Source organism: Streptomyces sp. NPDC053367, assembly GCF_044545925.1.
Classification (GTDB): Bacteria; Actinomycetota; Actinomycetes; order Streptomycetales; family Streptomycetaceae; genus Streptomyces.
Map to the genome: position 1 here is coordinate 68439 of NZ_JBITYN010000010.1, position 16784 is coordinate 85222.

The window sequence follows — 16784 nt, forward strand, 5'->3', positions numbered from 1 at the left end:
GCCCTGCCCCGTCAAGGCCCCGCGCACCGGCCCCGCTTGCGAATGCGAGACTGGCCGACGGACGATCACACGACCGAGGGCCGCACGGAGGCGAGCACGATGGACGAGACCCGAGCCCGGGAGGTGCTGGCCGCGGCGGGGGTCCTGCCCGGGCCGGCCGCGGACGCGCGGCTGCTCGCGCTCGGCGAGAACGCCGTGTTCGCCGCCGGTGACCTGGCCGTCAAGGTGGGCCGCGACGCCGAACTGCTGGACCGGGCCCGCCATGAGCTGACCGTGGCGCTCTGGCTCGCCGAGGAGAACGTGCCCGCGGTCCGGGCCGCCGCGGAGGAGGCGCTGCTCGTCGAGGGCCACCCGGTGACCGTGTGGCACCGGATGCCGGACCCCGTCCGCCCCGCCGAGCCCCGGGACCTGGCCGAACTGCTCCGGGTCGTGCACGCCCTGCCCTCCCCGCCCTTCCCCCTCCCGCCCCGTGACCTCCTGGGCGGCGTGGAGCGCTGGCTGCGCCTGGCCGGGGACGCGATCGACCCGGCCGACGCGGCGTTCCTGCGCGAACGCCGTGACGGCTTCGCGGCGGCCGCCGCCGCGCTCACCCCTCATCTGCCGCCGGGTCCCGTCCACGGCGACGCGCTCCCCCGCAACGTCCACATCGGCCCCGGCGGTCCCGTCCTGGTCGACCTGGAGACCTTCTCGGCCGACCTGCGTGAGCACGACCTGGTCGTCATGGCCCTCTCCCACGACCGCTACGGCCTGCCGGCCGAGGCGTACGAGTCCTTCACCGAGGTGTACGGCTGGGACGTGCGTGAGTGGGAGGGCTGCGGTGTGCTCCGCGGCGCCCGCGAGACGGCGAGCTGCGCCTGGGTGGCCCAGCACGCACCGACGAACCCGAAGGCACGGGCGGAGTTCGACCGCAGGGTGGCGTCGCTGCGGGAGGGCGACGAGAAGGTGAGGTGGTATCCGTTCTAGGAAGGGTGAGCGGACGTCCCCAAGGGGCGCGGGGAACTGCGCGAGCAACCACCCCGGCCCGCGGACGGCAGACGGCGCTACTTGGCCCGCACGGTCTCCGTGACGACTTCCCGCACCGGCCAGACCCCCTCCACCACAGCCCCCGCCTCCCCCTTGCGGCGCAAAAAGCTCTGGAAGTCCGCGGCCCATTCCGCGTACCACCCGATCTGGCTCCGATGCAGTTCGGCCGGCCCCAGGGCGGCGACCTTCGCGTGCCGGTCGGCTATCGCGCAGGCGAGTCTCGCCGCGGCGAGGGCGTCGGCCGAGGCGTCGTGCGCGGAGTCGAGCGGGACGCCGTACTCGGTGCAGACCGCCTCCAGGTTCCGCTTGCCTCGGCGGTAGCGGTCGGCGCGGCGGTCGATGGTGTACGGGTCGATGACGGGCGCGGGCTCCAGGCCGCCGAGCCGCTCGCGCAGCGACGGCAGTCCGTGCCGGTGCAGCTCCGCGGCGAGCAGGGTCAGGTCGAAGACGGCGTTGTAGGCGACGACGGGGACGCCCGTCCGCCAGTAGGCGACGAGCACGTCTGCGATGGCGTCGGCGACCTCGTCCGCGGGCCGGCCCTCGGCGGCGGCGCGCTCGTTGCTGATGCCGTGCACGGCGACGGCGTCGGCCGGGATCTCCACGCCCGGGTCGGCCAGCCACTCCCGGCGCCCCAGCACCTGTCCGGCCCGGACCTCTATCACCGCGCCCGTGACGATGCGCGCCTCACGCGGATCGGTCCCGGTCGTCTCCAGGTCGAAGCCGATCAGCAGCTCCCGGTGCCAGGCCATGGCGGCCCCCCTTCTTGGTGGTGCTTCCCCCAGTGGCCTCCACCTTCGCATGCGCCACTGACAATCCGAGGTCCGCGTTCCGCCCGCCCCACCCAGGGGCGGACACTTCACGACACAGGCCGCGAATCCGCCCAGGCCGTCTCGAACTCCTCGCGATAGGTGGCGAACAGCCCGCCGTCGTCGGCCAGGGCGTCCGCGCCGGACTTCACCACCCGGCTGCCGCCGCGCAGCACCAGCACCGGCGCCTCCATCCCGCGCGAGCGGCGCAGATAGGACTGGACGACCGCGATGCCGTCGGAGCCGTCGCCGTCGACGAGGTAGGCGGTGCAGCGGGGCGTCTCGTCGTACACCTGGATCTCGAAGGCGCCGGGGTCGCGCAGCCGGGAGCGGACCCGGCGCATGTGCAGGATGTTCATCTCCACGGCCCGGCTCAGCTCCCCCCGCTTCATGCCGAGCTCGCGCTCGCGCCGCTTGACCGCGCTGGAGGCGGGGTTGAGGAACAGCAGCCGCGTCCGGCAGCCGGCCTCGGCCAGCCGGACCAGGCGGCGGCCGGAGAAGTTCTGCACGAGCAGGTTGAGGCCGATGCCGAGGGCGTCCAGGCGGCGGGCGCCGCCGAAGAGGTCCTCGGCGGGGAACTGGCGCAGCAGCCGCACCCGGTCGGAGTGCACGGCGACGACGTCCGCGTACCGGTCGCCGACGAGGTCCTCGACGGCGTCCACCGGCAGCCGGCGCGCGGAGGGCACGTCGCCGCCCGCGCCGAGCGCGTCGAGCAGACGGGCCGAGGCGCGCTCGGCCTGGCCGAGGACCGCCTCGGACAGGGCCCGGTTGCGCGAGACGACGTTGCGGGTCACCTCCAGCTCGTCCAGTACGAGTTCGACGTCACGGCGGTCGTCGACGTACGGCTCGAAGCACGGCCAGTGCTGGACCATCAGCTCGCGCAGCTGGGGCAGCGTGAGGAAGCTGAGGACGTTGTCGTCGGCCGGGTCGAGCAAGTAGCCCTTGCGGCGGCTGACTTCACGCACGGCGACGGCGCGCTGCACCCACTCCTGCCCGGCCGGTCCAGCCGCGGCGACGACCCAGTCGTCGCCGTGGACCGGTTCGTAGATGGGCCGAAGGACGGCGGCGACGACCGCGCGCAGCCGCTGTTCGACCAGGTTCAGCCAGATGTAGGCGCGGCCGGCCCGCTGGGCGCGGGTGCGCACCTCGCGCCAGGCCTCGGCGTCCCACTCCAGCTCCGGCCCGATGGAACCCGTCTCCATGGGACGGGCCAGTGACACCGTGCCGGGCGGGACCTCAGTGGAGTCCCCCTCGTGACCCTCGTCACCAGGGGGCAGCTCCAGCCCTCCCGAGCCCACGCGCGCACCGCCTTCCGCTCCCCCGAGCTCTCCCCGTCCCAACGATCAAGGAAGCCTACTCCGGGAGCGGTCGGCGGTGCAGCCCGATGGAGAGGGTCGTTTCTCAACTGCGCGGCTGCCAGTGGCCGTTCTGCCACTGGAGGTCGCTCGGAGTGAGCGGATTCATAGCGGTGACGTCACGCGGGACGATGGAGAAGCCCTGCCAGTGGACGGGCATCGGCTGCTGGTCCTCGTCGCGCGCGATGTGGTGGAAGCCGACGTTCATCCAGACCACGGGGTGGGTGAGGGCCTGGCCGTTCACCCACTTGTCGACGGACTTCGGCTGGCCGGCGGGGCAGCCGGGGTTGTGGCTGGCGAACTTCTCGCACGCGTTGTACTGGGTGACGTACAGGTCGTGCTTGGTGTAGCTGCGGCCCGGGTACTTGGTGCTGGTGCCGGGGACGATCTCGTACGAACGCGGGTGCAGGTCCTTGTTCTTGCCGGTCGCGGAGACCACGCGCCACCAGCGGTAGTTCCTGGAGTCGCCGCTGAGTTCCTTGGTGACCTTGGTGCGGGTGGTCTTGGTGGTCGGGGCGCGGTTGCCGCTGACGGGCGCGGAGACGGCGGAGTCGTACTGCTCGACCCGGTTCTTCGTGGAGCCGTCCAGGGCGAAGTCGAGCCGCCAGAAGACGTTGTGGCTGTGGCTGGTGGCCTTGGCGGCGTCGGCGCCCTTGCCGATGGGCCAGCCGCGGCCGTCCCCGGCGTCGTAGTCCTCGTAGGAGAGACTGCCGGTGGCGCCGACGTTCATGGTGACGGTGCCGTCGTCCTGGAAGCGCCACTCCGTCATGTACTCGTACCAGCCGACCTGGTTGACGGTGTAGACGAGCAGGTCCTTGCCCTGGGCCTGGTAGACCTTGTTCGCGGTGTCGCCCTGCATGCGGTAGGCGTGGCCGCGCGAGCGGGTGGTGGTGCACAGGCCCTTGACGTTGGGGTCCTGCCAGGCGTCGGGGACCTTGACGGTCTTGATGGTGCCGCCGGGGCACTCGCCGGGCGCGAGGTTGACCAGGCCCTGGGCGAAGCCGAAGCCGGTGAGGTCGTCGTACTCGACGCTGCCGTCGTCGTAGGGGACGTGGATCTGGCCGAGGCGGGCGCTGTTGAGGACGCGGATCGGCTTGGTCTCGCCCTTGGGCTGGTAGGAGATCTTCTCCAGGACGAGGCCGGCCTTGGAGTCGTAGCGCCAGCACATGCGCCAGGTGGTGCCGCTGGTGAGCTTCTGTTCGATGCGGTAGGCGGCGCTGCAGTCGGCGGCCGGCGCCGGGGCGGCCTGGGGCCGGGCGGCGGGCTGGGCGGAGGCGGGGCCGGCGGCGGTCGTGGCGCCGGCGGCGAGCGCGGCCACGGACAGGCCGACGGCGGCCCGCCGGGCGGAACGGATTCGGTTGGCACGCATGAAGAGGTGGCTCCCTTACCGGAAGTTCAAGTCAGTACCGGAGGTACGAGTCAGTTGGAAAAGCGAACCGAAGGCCGCTCAGCCGAGGTCGAGCTTGCCGACCTTGCGGGCGCTGAGGTCGACGACGAACGCCCGGGCGTCGATCCACGGGCCGTTCTTGACCTTCGGGAACAGTCGCACGCACCGGTGTTCGCCGCACTTGTCGAGCTCGGCGGGCTGGGCTCCGGGAGCCGCCCGGTACACCGCTCCGTTGAGCAGCAGCTGGTCCGGCGAGGTGAGCTCCTTGCCGGTGGCGTCCTTGTAGTCGGCCTTCAGGTCCGCTCCGAGCGGGTCGGTGATCAGCAGCCGGGCCGCCTCCGCGTACTCGGCGCGGCTCAGCGGCGGCTGGACTCCGCGCTCGGTGGCCGTCTTCTCGACCTTCCCCGTGTCGAGGTTGACGGTCTTGGTCACCAGGGTGTCGTTCTTGTAGTCGTAGAACGACACCTCGGCGCGGCGCGGCCCGCTCGCCGTGTCGGACTCGGGTTCGGCGAGGTCCACCGCGAGGCGCTGCGGACCACGGTCGCCGTCGACGTCCTCGCTCGCGTCGAACTGCTGCCGGTTCATGGCGAGCCGCGCGACGCGGTCGATCTCGTCGTCGGTCAGCGGGTCGCGGCCCGTGCCCTTCTCTCCCTCGGCCGGCGCCTCCTCCACGACTCCGGGCGCGGCGGCCGGCGCGCCCGCGGTTCCCTGCTCCGACGTCTCTCCCTGCGCCGTCCGCCCGGCCGCGGCGGTGCCGTCGCCGGCGCCCGCGGCGCCCCCGTTCTCCCCGGCCCCGGCCGTGCCCGGCAGGGTCACGCCGATCATCACGGCGGTCCCGGCCACGGCTATGGCGGCCCCGGCCACCACCTTGCCCAGATGGCGGTGCACTATCGTGCGCACATCATCCCCCTACTCCCCGTTCATCCCCGGGAGTACGTGTTTGCCCCACACTTTCGGCATCGGCCGTATCCGGCCGTATGCACTGGTCGACCGATAAGAGGGACGTAAGTCATAGGTGGTTCCATCACTTTCGGGGAGACTCGGGGTCAAGGCGCCCCCAGCAGGGCGGCACACCTGAAAGAGTCGTATCCATGCAGGTCTGGCCTGGAGAGGCATATCCCCTCGGTGCCACGTACGACGGCGCCGGCACGAACTTCGCGGTGTTCACGGAGGCCGCGGACCGAGTAGAGCTGTGTCTGCTGCACGACGACGGCTCGGAGACGGCGGTGGAGCTGCGGGAGTCCGACGCGTTCGTCCGGCACGCGTACGTGCCGGGCGTGATGCCGGGACAGCGGTACGGGTTCAGGGCGCACGGTCCGTACGCCCCGGAGCGCGGACTGCGCTGCAATTCGGCGAAGCTGCTGCTCGACCCGTACGCGAAGGCGATCAGCGGTTCCATCCAGTGGGGGGAGGAGGTGTACGGCTACCACTTCGACGCACCCGAACGGCGCAACGACCTGGACTCGGCCCCGCACACCATGTCGTCCGTGGTGGTGAACCCCTACTTCGACTGGGGCGACGACCGGCGTCCACGCACCGAGTACCACCACACGGTGATCTACGAGGCCCATGTGAAGGGCCTCACCATGCGCCACCCGGGGCTGCCGGAGGAACTGCGCGGCACCTACGCGGCCCTGGCGCACCCGGCGGTCATCGAGCATCTGACCGAGCTCGGGGTGACCGCGCTGGAGCTGATGCCCGTACACCAGTTCGTGAACGACCACCGGCTGGTCGACATGGGCCTGAACAACTACTGGGGCTACAACACCATCGGGTTCTTCGCCCCGCACAACGCGTACGCCTCCTGGGGCGACCGCGGCCAGCAGGTGCTGGAGTTCAAGTCGGCGGTGCGGGCACTGCACGAGGCGGGGATCGAGGTCATCCTCGACGTCGTCTACAACCACACCGCCGAGGGCAACCACCTCGGTCCGACCCTGTCGTTCAAGGGCCTGGACAACCCGTCCTACTACCGGCTCATGCCGGACAAGCGCTACTACATGGACACCACCGGCACCGGGAACTCGCTGCTGATGCGGTCCCCGCACGTCCTGCAGCTGATCATGGACTCGCTGCGGTACTGGGTCACCGAGATGCATGTCGACGGCTTCCGCTTCGACCTCGCGGCGACGCTGGCCAGGCAGTTCCACGAGGTGGACCGGCTGTCGTCGTTCTTCGACCTGGTGCAGCAGGACCCGGTGGTGTCCCAGGTGAAGCTGATCGCCGAGCCGTGGGACGTCGGCGAGGGCGGCTACCAGGTGGGCAACTTCCCGCCGTTGTGGACCGAGTGGAACGGCAAGTACCGCGACACCGTGCGGGACATGTGGCGGGGCGAGCCGCGCACCCTCGCGGAGTTCGCCTCCCGGCTGACCGGCTCCTCCGACCTCTACCAGGACGACGGGCGCCGCCCGCTGGCCTCCATCAACTTCGTCACCTGCCACGACGGCTTCACCCTCAACGACCTGGTGTCGTACAACCACAAGCACAACGACGCCAACGGCGAGGGCAACCGGGACGGCGAGAGCCACAACCGGTCCTGGAACTGCGGCGTGGAGGGCGACACCGACGACGAGGACGTGCTGCGGCTGCGGGCCCGGCAGATGCGCAACTTCGTCGCCACGCTGATGCTGTCCCAGGGCGTACCGATGATCAGCCACGGCGACGAGTTCGCCCGCACCCAGCACGGCAACAACAACGCCTACTGCCAGGACAGCGAGCTGGCCTGGGTGCGCTGGCCGGAGCCCGGGGACGAGAAGGCCGACAGCACTCTGTTCGACTTCACGCGCGCGATGGCACGGCTGCGCAAGGAGCACCCCGTCTTCCGGCGCCGGCGCTTCTTCCACGGGCGGCCGGTGGAGGGCACGCACGACGACCTGTCCGACATCGCGTGGTTCACGCCCGCGGGCCGGGAGATGACCCAGCGGGACTGGGACTCGGCGCAGGCGTCGGCGTTGACGGTGTTCCTCAACGGCAACGCCATCTCCGAGCCGGGCGCGCGCGGGGAGCGGATCATGGACGACTCCTTCCTGATGATGTTCAACGCCTCGCCGAAGGAGCTGGACTTCGTGGTGCCGGTCGACCACGGGCGGCAGTGGCAGGTCGTCGTGGACACCTCCCGCCCGGAGGGCGTCCCGCCGGGGAGCGGCCCCAAGGTCGCGGCCGGGGAGCGGCTGCGGCTGGTGGACCGCAGCCTGACGGTGCTGCAGCGGCCCGCCTAGGCGCACACGCGTGTGCGCCTGAGCGGGGCCGGCCCTGCGGGAGCCACCAGCGCTACCGGTCTGTCGGACGACACCCGTCGCCTGTCGTCCGACACCCGTCACCCGTCACCCGTCACCCGTCACCCGTCATCCGTCATCCGTCACCCGGACGCCCGACACCCGTCATCCGTCCCCCGGACGGGTGACGGGCAGGGGTGACCCGACGAGAGGCGCGTGACTCGCGGTCGCGCCCTGCGTCGCTCGAAACCGGCCACACGCGTGTGCGCGTGTCGTGATCACGTCCCCGTGGTGATGACACGAAAGCCGGCAGGGCGGGTACGTAGCTCCACATGACACCTGAGCGATCCGTCCCGCCGGTGCCGACGTCCACGTATCGGCTTCAGCTCCAGCCAGCGTTCCCGTTCGCGGCCGCCGCGGCGGCCGTGCCGTACGTGGCCTCGCTCGGCGTCTCGCACCTGCATCTGTCGCCCGTCCTGGAGGCCGTCCCCGGTTCGACGCACGGCTACGACATCGTCGACCACGCGCGTGTGCGTGAGGAGCTCGGCGGCGAGGAGGGCCTGCGCGCCCTGGCGCACACCGCGCGGGAGCACGGGCTCGGCCTGGTGGTGGACATCGTGCCGAACCACATGGCGATGGCCCCGGCCCACAACCCCGCCCTGTGGGAGGTGCTGCGCGAGGGACCGAAGTCGCCGTACGCGCGCTGGTTCGACATCGACTGGGACGCCCAGGGCGGCCGGCTGCTGCTGCCGGTGCTGGGCGGCCCGCTCGGCGGCGAACTGGACGCCCTGCGGGTCGACGGCGACGTCCTGCGCTACTACGACCACGTCTTCCCGCTGCGCGAGGGCACCGAGAACCTGCCTCTGCCGAAGTTGCTGGACGCCCAGTGGTACCGGCTCGCGTGGTGGCGGCTGGCCCGTACGGAGCTGAACTACCGGCGGTTCTTCAGCATCTCCCAGCTGATCGGGGTGCGGGTGGAGGACCCGGAGGTCTTCGAGGCCACGCACGGCAAGATCCTCGCACTGCTGCACGAGGGCGTGGTCGACGGGCTGCGCGTGGACCACGTGGACGGCCTCGCCGACCCCGGAAGCTATCTGGCGCGGCTGCACGAGGCCACCGGCGGCCGCTGGACCGTGGTGGAGAAGATCCTCGCCGACCACGAACGGCTGCCGGCCTCCTGGCGGGTGGCGGGCACCACCGGCTACGACGCCCTGCGCCGGATCGACGGGCTGTTCACCGACCCGGGCGGGGCCGCGGAGCTCCTCGGCCACTACCGCAGGTTCGCGGCCCCGCAGACCGACCGGGGCGGCGACTGGGACGCGACGGTGCGCCGGGCGGCGTACGGCGTCGTCGAGCACGAGCTGGCGGCCGAGCTGGACCGGCTCACCCGCGTGGCGGTCCGGGTGTGCGCCGGCTCGCCGGACCCGGCGCTGCGCGACCGGGCGCCGTGGGCGCTGGCCCTGGCGCTGCGCGAGCTGCTGGTCCGCATGGAGGTGTACCGGCCGTACGGCACCGAGGGCGCGGACGCCGCCCTCACGGAGCGCGCCGCCGCCGAGGCCAGGCTCGCGTTCGCGGTGCCCGAGGAGGCCGGGGCCGTGGACGTCGTACGGGATCTGCTGCTGGGGCGCCACGGGGGCGACACGGACGGTCCCGACGAGGTGGAGTTCCGCACCCGGTTCGCGCAGCTGTCGTCGGCGCTGCGGGCGAAGTCCGTGGAGGACACGGCGTTCTACCGGTACGTGCCGCTGCTGTCGGCGACGGAGGTGGGCGGCGACCCGGGCGTGCCCGCGGTGCCGCCGGAGGACTTCCACGCCTACTGCGAGCGCGTGCAGCGCGACTGGCCGGTGTCGGGGACGGTCGTCTCCACGCACGACACCAAGCGCAGCGCCGATGTGCGGGCGGCGCTGGCCGTGCTCACCGAGTGCCCGGGGCGCTGGGCGGACGTCCTGGCCGACGTCTCGCGTGCGGAGGAGGCCGTGCCGGACGCCCAGCTGGCGTGGGCGGCCTGGCAGACGGTGTTCGGGCTGGGCCCCGCGGACCCCGACCGGGTGCAGGGCGCGCTGCTGAAGCATGTGCGCGAGGCCGGGCTGTACACGAGCTGGACCGAGCAGGAGCCGCCGTACGAGGAGGCGGTGGCGGCGTTCGTGGCGGCGGGGCCCTGCGGGGTGCCGGGCGAGCGGGTGGCGGCCTTCCGGGCGCGGATGGAGCCGCACATCCGGGCGAACGTGCTGGGCATGGCGCTGGTGCAGCTGACGATGCCGGGCGTGCCGGACCTGTACCAGGGCACGGAGGCCGAGTACCGGGCCCTGGTCGACCCGGACAACCGGCGGCCGGTCGCGCTGCCGGCCGAGGACCCGGGCGACAAGACGGCGGTGACGGCCGCCGCGCTGCGGCTGCGGTCGCAGCGGCCGGAGGCGTTCGGGGAGTCGGCCACGTACGCACCGCTCGCCGCCGAGGGGTACGCGGCCACGCACTGCGCCGCGTTCGTGCGCTCCGGCCAGGTCATCACGGCCGTGACCCGGCTGTCGCTGCGGCTGGCGGAAGCGGGCGGCTGGCGCGACACCTCGCTCTCCCTGCCGCCCGGCCGCTGGGCCGACGTGCTCACCCCGGGACGGGAGTTCAGCGGCCACACCCGTGTGGCCGACCTCTTCGACCCCCTTCCGGTGGCGCTGCTGGAACGGGTCGGGGAGGAGCGCTGAGGGGCCGGGGGCGGGGGCCTCGGGGCGCGAACGGGTCGGGGAGGTGCGCTGACGGGGGCGCCTGCCCAAGAGACGGGCGCCCAGCCAAGACACGCGCACCCCGCCAGGACACGCGCACCCCGCCAGGACACGCGCACCCCGCCAAGACACAGGCACCCCGCCAGGACACGCGCACCCCGCCAAGAGACGCCTCCGGGCGCATCCGGCCGGAGACACGCGCCCACACCGTCCTCCACGCGGAGGTGCCTCCGGGCGCCGGCGTACCGGAACACCGGCGCCCACCGAGAGGTGCCTCCGCGCACGACCGGCCGGAAAGACGCCCCGCACCGTCCCCCACCAGGACGTGCTTCCGGGCATGTGGCGCCGGAGAGGCGCGCCGGCACCGGTGCCCGCCAGGGAGTGCCTCCGGGCGCCCCCAGGTGGGCTGTCAGTTTTCTTGACAGGGGCTCAACTCCGTGGGGTACTGCGGGTTCTGGTCCGGTCGGAAACAAGTCGGGGGTGAGTCTCCTGCCGGAGCTGCGCTACCCCACCGTGCCCGAACTGGTGTCGTCCGCGCGGGCGCTGGCCGTCGGCCACCCCGGTCTGTGCGCCCTGCGCGAGGTGGGCGTCTCGCGGGAGGGGCGTCCGCTGCATCTGCTGTCCGTGGGGCGAGCGCGGCGTACCGTGCTGGTCGTCGCGGGCGCCCACGCCAACGAGCCGGCCGGCGGGCCGACGCTGCTGGCGCTGGCCGAACGGGTGCTGTACGAGCGGGCGTTGCGGGACGGGACGTCCTGGCACTTCCTGCTGTGCGCGGACCCGGACGGGGCGAGCCTGCACATCACACCCGCGCCGCGCAGCCTGCTCGACTACCACCGCGGCTTCTACCGGCCGGCCGGGCCCGAGCAGCCGGAGTGGTCGCCGTCGGTGCTGCCGCCGGACCGGCTGCCGCCCGAGACGCGCACGCTGACCGGCCTCATCGACGAGCTGCGCCCGTACCTCCAGGTGACCCTGCACGGCACCGATCTGGGCGGCAGCTGGGTGCAGTTGACGAAGGACATCCCGGGGCTGGCGGAGCCGTTCGCCAAGTCGGCGGCGGAGCTGCACATCCCGGTGGAGACGGGCGCGTCGGACGCCGCGGGCTGGCCCGCGTCCGGCCCCGGCGTGCATGTGCTGCCGACGCGCGAGTCGGGGGTGGCGTACCCGAGCATGCCGGACGACGCACGCCACAGCACCTGGTTCCACGCGCACCGCTACGGCGGTCTCACCGCGGTCGTGGAGGTGCCGATGTGGGCGAGCGACCTGGTGGACGACGTGGCGCCGCACCCCGCGCCGGCCGCGGCACTGCACCGGCTCGCCGAGCGGCTGCTGAGGGACACGCTGGAGGTGGAGCGGGTGCTCGCCGACGCGCTGCCCCGGCTGGAGGGCGTGGACGGCCCGCTGCTGCGGGCCGCGAAGTGGGTGCTGGAGCTGGTGCCGGGGCTGGCCGCGGACTGGATGCACACCACGCCCGCGGACGACTCCATGGCCTACGTCGGCAGCGTGGACGCCTTCGCGCGGCGGCTGCCCCTGCGGGCGGCGGCCATGCTGCTGCGGGTGCTGCGGGAGACCGACGACCGCGCGGCCCCGCGGCTGGAGCGGCTGGTGGTCGACTGGAGCGACTCCTTCGCCGCGCGCTTCCACGCCCGCTGGGTGCCGCTGGAGCACCAGATCGAGCACCAGTCCCGCACGGTGGTCGCGGCGGCCCTGCACGCGCGCGCACGGACGGCCTGAGGAGCGGCCGCCCGTGCGCGCCGGCGTTCACCCGTCCAGCGCGAACACCGGTCCCGTCAGGGTCGCCATCTCGCAGCTGTTGGAGAAGGTCCGCGTGTACCTCACGGGCTTGCCGTGCCACGTCCCGCGCGCGTGGGCGGTGACGGGAGCGTAGATCATGGGGCAGATGGCGGCCATGGGCGGGATGCGCTCGAAGTGGCCGTCGACGGCGGCGAGCTGCTCGCAGGCCTCGGCCGCGCGGGTGTGGCCCTGCGGCGGGTCGCACAGCAGCAGGGTGCCGCGCATGTCGCCGGAGCGGCCGTCGCCGTGGGTGACGGTGAGGTAGAGCCAGTCGCCGGAGAAGGTGTGCTGGTGCGACGCCTGGACCGGGGCGGCGCCCGCGACGAGGATCGCGGCCGCCAGCAGGCCGCCCCGTACCGCGTTGGTGATGGTGTACGTCATTCCCCATGCATCGGCACGACCTCCGGCGGCCCCCACCCCTGCTCACCCGAACGGGACCACGCGCGGGTGTCCTGTGCGGTGGCCAGTTCGAACGCGTCGAGGACCACCCGCGTCTGGAACTCGGTCTGGACGCCGACCGGGATCCAGCGCGCCCCGCACCCGTCGCGGTAGTCGGCGCAGCGCTGGTCGATGAGCCGGTCCAGCTCGGGCAGCGTACGGGCCGCGCCGCGTCCGGCGGCCCGCGCGAGCCGGCGCAGCAGTCCCGCCGTGCGCAGGGCGAGCCGCAGTCCGGCGATGCGCAGGGCGGCCACGTGGGCGGTGCTCAGGGCGGGCAGCGGGCGGGTGCCGCCGCGGGGGCCGGTGTCGGGGTCCCAGGCGTCGGCGAGGCCGGGGCAGACCAGTAAATAGTCCTCGACCGGGGCGAGCAGCCGGGCGGCGTCGGGCACGCCGGCGACGTGCGGCCGGATCCGCGTCAGGAGCACCTCCAGCAGCCGTGCGTCGTGGCGCAGGGTCGTGCTGACGACGCGTAGCACGCGGTCCGCGTCGGCGGGCTCCGAGGCGTCCTCCACGGCGGCCACGCCCCACATGGGCGCCTCGACGACGGCGGTGACGGTGCCGTGGCGGTGCGGGTGGTACCAGGTCGACTCGACGGCGGCCTCGGTGATCGCGGCGGCCAGGTCGCCCCGGCTGGGCGGCGGGATGCGGTAGACGCCGGGGCCGAGACGCGGCCAGTACAGGGCGTCGTAGCAGCCGAGTTCCCGGGGCACGCCGAGCCGGGCGGCGGTGCGGGCGAGGCGGCGGTCGAGGCCGGGCAGCTCCCGGGTGAGCTCGACGAAGCCGCCGCCCACGTCGACGCCGTGCAGCGACACCTGGAGGAAAGGTTTCAGCTCGTCCTGGAGGCGCAGCAGCGCGCGGGTCTCCGGCAGCGCTGCCCCGCCGGCGCCGTCCGGCAGCCACTCGGGTTGCTCCAGGAAGCCCGGCCGGAAGAAGCTGCGGAAGTAGTGGCCGAGGGTGTACGGGCCGTGCAGCCAGCCCTCGTTGCGGCGCAGGCCGTCCGGGTCGAGGCAGAGCAGCAGGTTCCAGGTGACACCGTCGGCGAGCTCGGGCCGGGCGAGGACCCGCTCGGCGAGCCGCAGGGCGGTGGCGCCGCCGACGGGTTCGTTGGCGTGCGGGCCCGCCACCACGAGGACCTGCCGGTCGCCGTGCCCGACGGACAGCAGCCACAGCGGCTCGCCCGCGCGGGAGGCGCCGGCCCGGCTCAGCCGGACGTCGCGGGGACGGCGTTCGACGAGACCGGCGGCACGGGCGGCCAGTTCACCGGCGGTGGGATAGCGCTGGAGGGGCGGCAGGGCACACCTCCGTGGCGTGGGACCGGGGGTTCACCTGGTGTGCATGGTGTACGCACAGTCAGTCACGGCCGATGGCGTACGTCAACACCTCGGACACGACAAGGATCTTGAGGGGTGTTCAGGTCGCGGACAGCCGGAACGCCATGCGGCCGAAGCCGACCAGGTCTCCCTCGCGGACGACGGCCGCGCCGATCACCCGGCGGCCGTTCACGGTCGTGCCGTTGGTGGAGCCGAGGTCGCGCAGCACCCACATGCCGCCCTGCCGGGTCAGCTCGGCGTGCACGCGCGAGACCGTCTCATGGCTCAGCCGCAGTCCGCAGGCGGGGTCGCGGCCGATGCGCAGGGCGTGCCCGTTGGCCGGGTGAGGAAGCAGCAGCTTGGGCAGCCGCTCGGCCTGCCAGGCCCTGCGCAGCCGTACGGTGAACCCGGACACCGCCTCGACGGTGCCGAACACCAGCCGCGAGACCCGGCTCTCCCGGGGCAGGTCGGCGGTGAGCGCCACGAGTTCGTCGGATCTGCGGGCGGCCAGCGCCAGCTCCATGCGCCGGATGAACGTGTCGTGCGACAGCCGGCCCATGGCGACGCCGTCGCGCAGCACCTTGAGCGCCTTGTCGCGCTCCGCGTCGGACAACCGCGCGGGGTAGGTGGGGAACTCGAAGGACGACGTCACGCAGGTGATTGTCGGTCAGTGAACCCCGGGTGTCCAGGAGAGGGGGAAACGGCGGCCACGCGCGTGCACCTCAGGACACCTGCGGGGAAAGGCGGGGATTCGAACCCGGATCGATCTCGGTTGACGCACCATGGTGGGGGCTGCGTCACAACTACCGCAGCCGCTGCATCACCGAGCGCTCCATCACTGAGCAGACGAAGGGGAACCGTCCGTGCAGTTCGAGGTGTGGGCACCGCAGGCCGGCCGAGTGACGCTCCAGTGCGACGGGGCCACGCACGCGATGGAGCGCGATCCGCGCCGCGAGGGGTGGTGGACGGCCGAGGCGGAGGCGGACGACGGCTCGCGCTACGGCTTCGCCGTGGACGACGGCCCCGTACGGCCCGACCCGCGCTCACGGCGCCAGCCCGACGGCCCGCACGGGCTGAGCGCCGTCGTCGACCAGGGGCGCTACACCTGGCGCACACCTTGGGAGGGACGGCCGCTGCCGGGGGCGGTGCTGTACGAGCTGCACGTGGGCACCTACACCCGCGAGGGCACCCTGGACGCGGCCGCGGGACGCCTTGAGCACCTCGCTGAACTGGGCGTCAGCCACGTGGAGTTGATGCCGCTGTGTCCCTTCCCCGGGCGTCACGGCTGGGGTTACGAGGGGGTGTCGCTGTGGGCGGTGCACGAGCCGTACGGCGGGCCCGAGGCGCTGAAGCGGTTCGTGGACCGGGCGCACGAGCTGGGGCTCGGGGTCGTCCTGGACGTCGTACACAACCATCTCGGCCCTGACGGCAACTATCTGCCGGTGTTCGGGCCGTACTTCACGGACACGCACCACACCCCGTGGGGGCAGGCCGTCAATCTGGACGCGCCCGGCTCCGACGAGGTGCGGGCGTTCCTGCTGGACAGCGCGCTGGCGTGGCTGCGGGACTACCGGCTGGACGGGCTGCGGCTGGACGCCGTGCACACGCTGGTGGACACACGCGCGTACCACTTCCTGGAGGAGCTGTCGGCGGGAGTGGACGATCTCGCGGCGGAGCTGGGGCGGCCGCTGTTCCTCATCGCCGAGTCCGACCTGAACGACCCGCGGATGATCACCCCGCGCGAGGAGCACGGGCTGGGCCTGCACGCGCAGTGGAGCGACGACTTCCACCACGCGCTGCACGCCGCGGTCACGGGTGAGTCGCAGGGCTACTACGGCGACTTCGCGCGGGCCCCGTTCGCCGCCCTGGCGAAGACGCTGACCGGCGGGTTCTTCCACGACGGCACGTACTCGACGTACCGGGGCCGCCGGCACGGCCGTCCGCTGGACCGCGCCCGGGTCGCGGGGCACCGGCTGCTCGGCTACACCCAGACCCACGACCAGATCGGCAACCGCGCCCAGGGCGACCGGCTCGCGGCACTGACCGACTCCCCCGGGCTGCTGGCCTGCGCGGCGACACTGGCGCTGACGGCGCCGTTCACGCCGATGCTGTTCATGGGCGAGGAGTGGGCGGCGGGCACGCCCTGGCAGTTCTTCACCGACCACACCGACCCCCAGCTCGCCGAGGCCGTACGGCGGGGCAGGCGGCGGGAGTTCGCCGCGTACGGCTGGCCCGAGGACGAGGTGCCCGACCCGCAGGACCCGGCGACCCGCGAGCGCTCCTGCCTGGACTGGTCCGAGCCCGGGCGCGAGCCCCACGCGCGTGTGCTGGCCTGGTACCGGCAGCTGCTCGCGCTGCGCCGCGAACTGCCCGACCTCACCGACCCGGACCTCTCCGACACCAAGGTCGCCTACGACGAGGAGGCCCGCTGGCTCGCCTTCCGGCGCGGCGACATCTGTGTGGCCGTCAACCTCGGCAAGGAATCCGCTCCGCTCCAGCTCGGCACCCGCCCGGTCCGCGTCCTCGCCGCGTGGGAGCCGGTCGAGGCGCCCGGCGAGGACGGGGTGCTGCACCTGCCGGGCGAGTCGTGCGTGGTGCTGACCCAGGACTGACGGGCCAGGGCGCCGCCCCCGGCAGAGGCTCCAGCCGTGGCCCCTCCGGTCGGCGCACGTGGCCGTGTTCCCTCAACCGCGGAGCGTGCGGGGTGAGGGCGTCGTCCCCGGTCGGGGCCGTCCGAGGCGGGGG

At 73.1% G+C, this 16784-nt stretch carries 12 protein-coding genes; 5 read left to right on the forward strand and 7 right to left on the reverse strand.

The features are described 5' to 3' along the window. Positions 1-99 precede the first annotated feature (99 nt). Positions 100-963, forward strand: a complete 864-nt coding sequence (locus tag ACIGXJ_RS27135) for a phosphotransferase (protein WP_399650378.1) — start codon at positions 100-102, stop codon at positions 961-963. Between the two features lie 77 nt (positions 964-1040). Here ACIGXJ_RS27135 and ACIGXJ_RS27140 read toward each other — a convergent pair whose 3' ends face one another. The 4 genes from ACIGXJ_RS27140 to ACIGXJ_RS27155 all read right to left on the reverse strand — a co-directional run bounded on the left by ACIGXJ_RS27140 (position 1041) and on the right by ACIGXJ_RS27155 (position 5471). Further along, positions 1041-1772: a 3'-5' exonuclease gene (locus ACIGXJ_RS27140; RefSeq protein WP_399650380.1), complete on the reverse strand. Its 732-nt coding sequence runs from the start codon at positions 1770-1772 to the stop codon at positions 1041-1043. A gap of 107 nt (positions 1773-1879) precedes the next feature. After that, on the reverse strand, positions 1880-3127 hold the full coding sequence (locus ACIGXJ_RS27145; protein ID WP_399650383.1) for an SAV2148 family HEPN domain-containing protein: 1248 nt from the start codon (positions 3125-3127) through the stop codon (positions 1880-1882). A gap of 103 nt (positions 3128-3230) precedes the next feature. Beyond that, the gene (locus tag ACIGXJ_RS27150) at positions 3231-4553 is read right to left on the reverse strand and encodes a copper amine oxidase (RefSeq protein ID WP_399650386.1); all 1323 of its coding nucleotides are present in this window, start codon (positions 4551-4553) and stop codon (positions 3231-3233) included. 78 nt (positions 4554-4631) lie between these two features. Continuing rightward, positions 4632-5471, reverse strand: a complete 840-nt coding sequence (locus ACIGXJ_RS27155) for a Tat pathway signal sequence domain protein (protein ID WP_399650387.1) — start codon at positions 5469-5471, stop codon at positions 4632-4634. A 191-nt stretch (positions 5472-5662) separates the two neighbouring features. On the opposite strand from ACIGXJ_RS27155, the gene glgX reads away from it, so the two are divergent. The 3 genes from glgX to ACIGXJ_RS27170 all read left to right on the forward strand — a co-directional run bounded on the left by glgX (position 5663) and on the right by ACIGXJ_RS27170 (position 12231). Further along, a complete protein-coding gene (glgX, locus tag ACIGXJ_RS27160; protein WP_399650389.1) occupies positions 5663-7786 on the forward strand; it encodes a glycogen debranching protein GlgX in 2124 nt (707 codons plus the stop codon). 329 nt (positions 7787-8115) lie between these two features. Further along, positions 8116-10482 (forward strand): malto-oligosyltrehalose synthase, encoded by a 2367-nt coding sequence (treY, locus tag ACIGXJ_RS27165; RefSeq protein ID WP_399650391.1) that lies wholly within the window; start codon positions 8116-8118, stop codon positions 10480-10482. Between the two features lie 498 nt (positions 10483-10980). Then, positions 10981-12231: a M14 family zinc carboxypeptidase gene (locus tag ACIGXJ_RS27170; protein ID WP_399650394.1), complete on the forward strand. Its 1251-nt coding sequence runs from the start codon at positions 10981-10983 to the stop codon at positions 12229-12231. A gap of 27 nt (positions 12232-12258) precedes the next feature. Here the strand turns inward: ACIGXJ_RS27170 and ACIGXJ_RS27175 are convergent, their stop codons facing one another. The 3 genes from ACIGXJ_RS27175 to ACIGXJ_RS27185 all read right to left on the reverse strand — a co-directional run bounded on the left by ACIGXJ_RS27175 (position 12259) and on the right by ACIGXJ_RS27185 (position 14691). After that, positions 12259-12672 carry an SSI family serine proteinase inhibitor gene (locus ACIGXJ_RS27175; protein ID WP_399650396.1) on the reverse strand — a complete coding sequence of 138 codons (414 nt, stop codon included), beginning with the start codon at positions 12670-12672 and terminating at the stop codon, positions 12259-12261. Continuing rightward, positions 12669-14021 (reverse strand): M14 family zinc carboxypeptidase, encoded by a 1353-nt coding sequence (locus tag ACIGXJ_RS27180; protein WP_399650988.1) that lies wholly within the window; start codon positions 14019-14021, stop codon positions 12669-12671. Before ACIGXJ_RS27180 ends, ACIGXJ_RS27175 begins: the two co-directional genes overlap by 4 nt. Positions 14022-14139: 118 nt before the next feature. Beyond that, positions 14140-14691, reverse strand: a complete 552-nt coding sequence (locus ACIGXJ_RS27185; RefSeq protein ID WP_399650399.1) for an FHA domain-containing protein — start codon at positions 14689-14691, stop codon at positions 14140-14142. Positions 14692-14902: 211 nt separating this feature from the next. Here ACIGXJ_RS27185 and treZ point away from each other — a divergent pair, with 211 nt between their 5' ends. Next, positions 14903-16651 carry a malto-oligosyltrehalose trehalohydrolase gene (gene treZ, locus ACIGXJ_RS27190; RefSeq protein WP_399650402.1) on the forward strand — a complete coding sequence of 583 codons (1749 nt, stop codon included), beginning with the start codon at positions 14903-14905 and terminating at the stop codon, positions 16649-16651. Positions 16652-16784 lie beyond the last annotated feature (133 nt).

Bases quoted from the DNA above. Each gene is read 5' to 3' on its own strand.
- ACIGXJ_RS27140 (WP_399650380.1), bottom strand. From the start codon at position 1,772: ATGGCCTGGCACCGGGAGCTGCTGATCGGCTTCGACCTGGAGACGACC.
- ACIGXJ_RS27150 (WP_399650386.1), bottom strand. From the start codon at position 4,553: ATGCGTGCCAACCGAATCCGTTCCGCCCGGCGGGCCGCCGTCGGCCTG.
- treY (WP_399650391.1), top strand. From the start codon at position 8,116: ATGACACCTGAGCGATCCGTCCCGCCGGTGCCGACGTCCACGTATCGG.
- glgX (WP_399650389.1), top strand. From the start codon at position 5,663: ATGCAGGTCTGGCCTGGAGAGGCATATCCCCTCGGTGCCACGTACGAC.
- ACIGXJ_RS27175 (WP_399650396.1), bottom strand. From the start codon at position 12,672: ATGACGTACACCATCACCAACGCGGTACGGGGCGGCCTGCTGGCGGCC.
- ACIGXJ_RS27135 (WP_399650378.1), top strand. From the start codon at position 100: ATGGACGAGACCCGAGCCCGGGAGGTGCTGGCCGCGGCGGGGGTCCTG.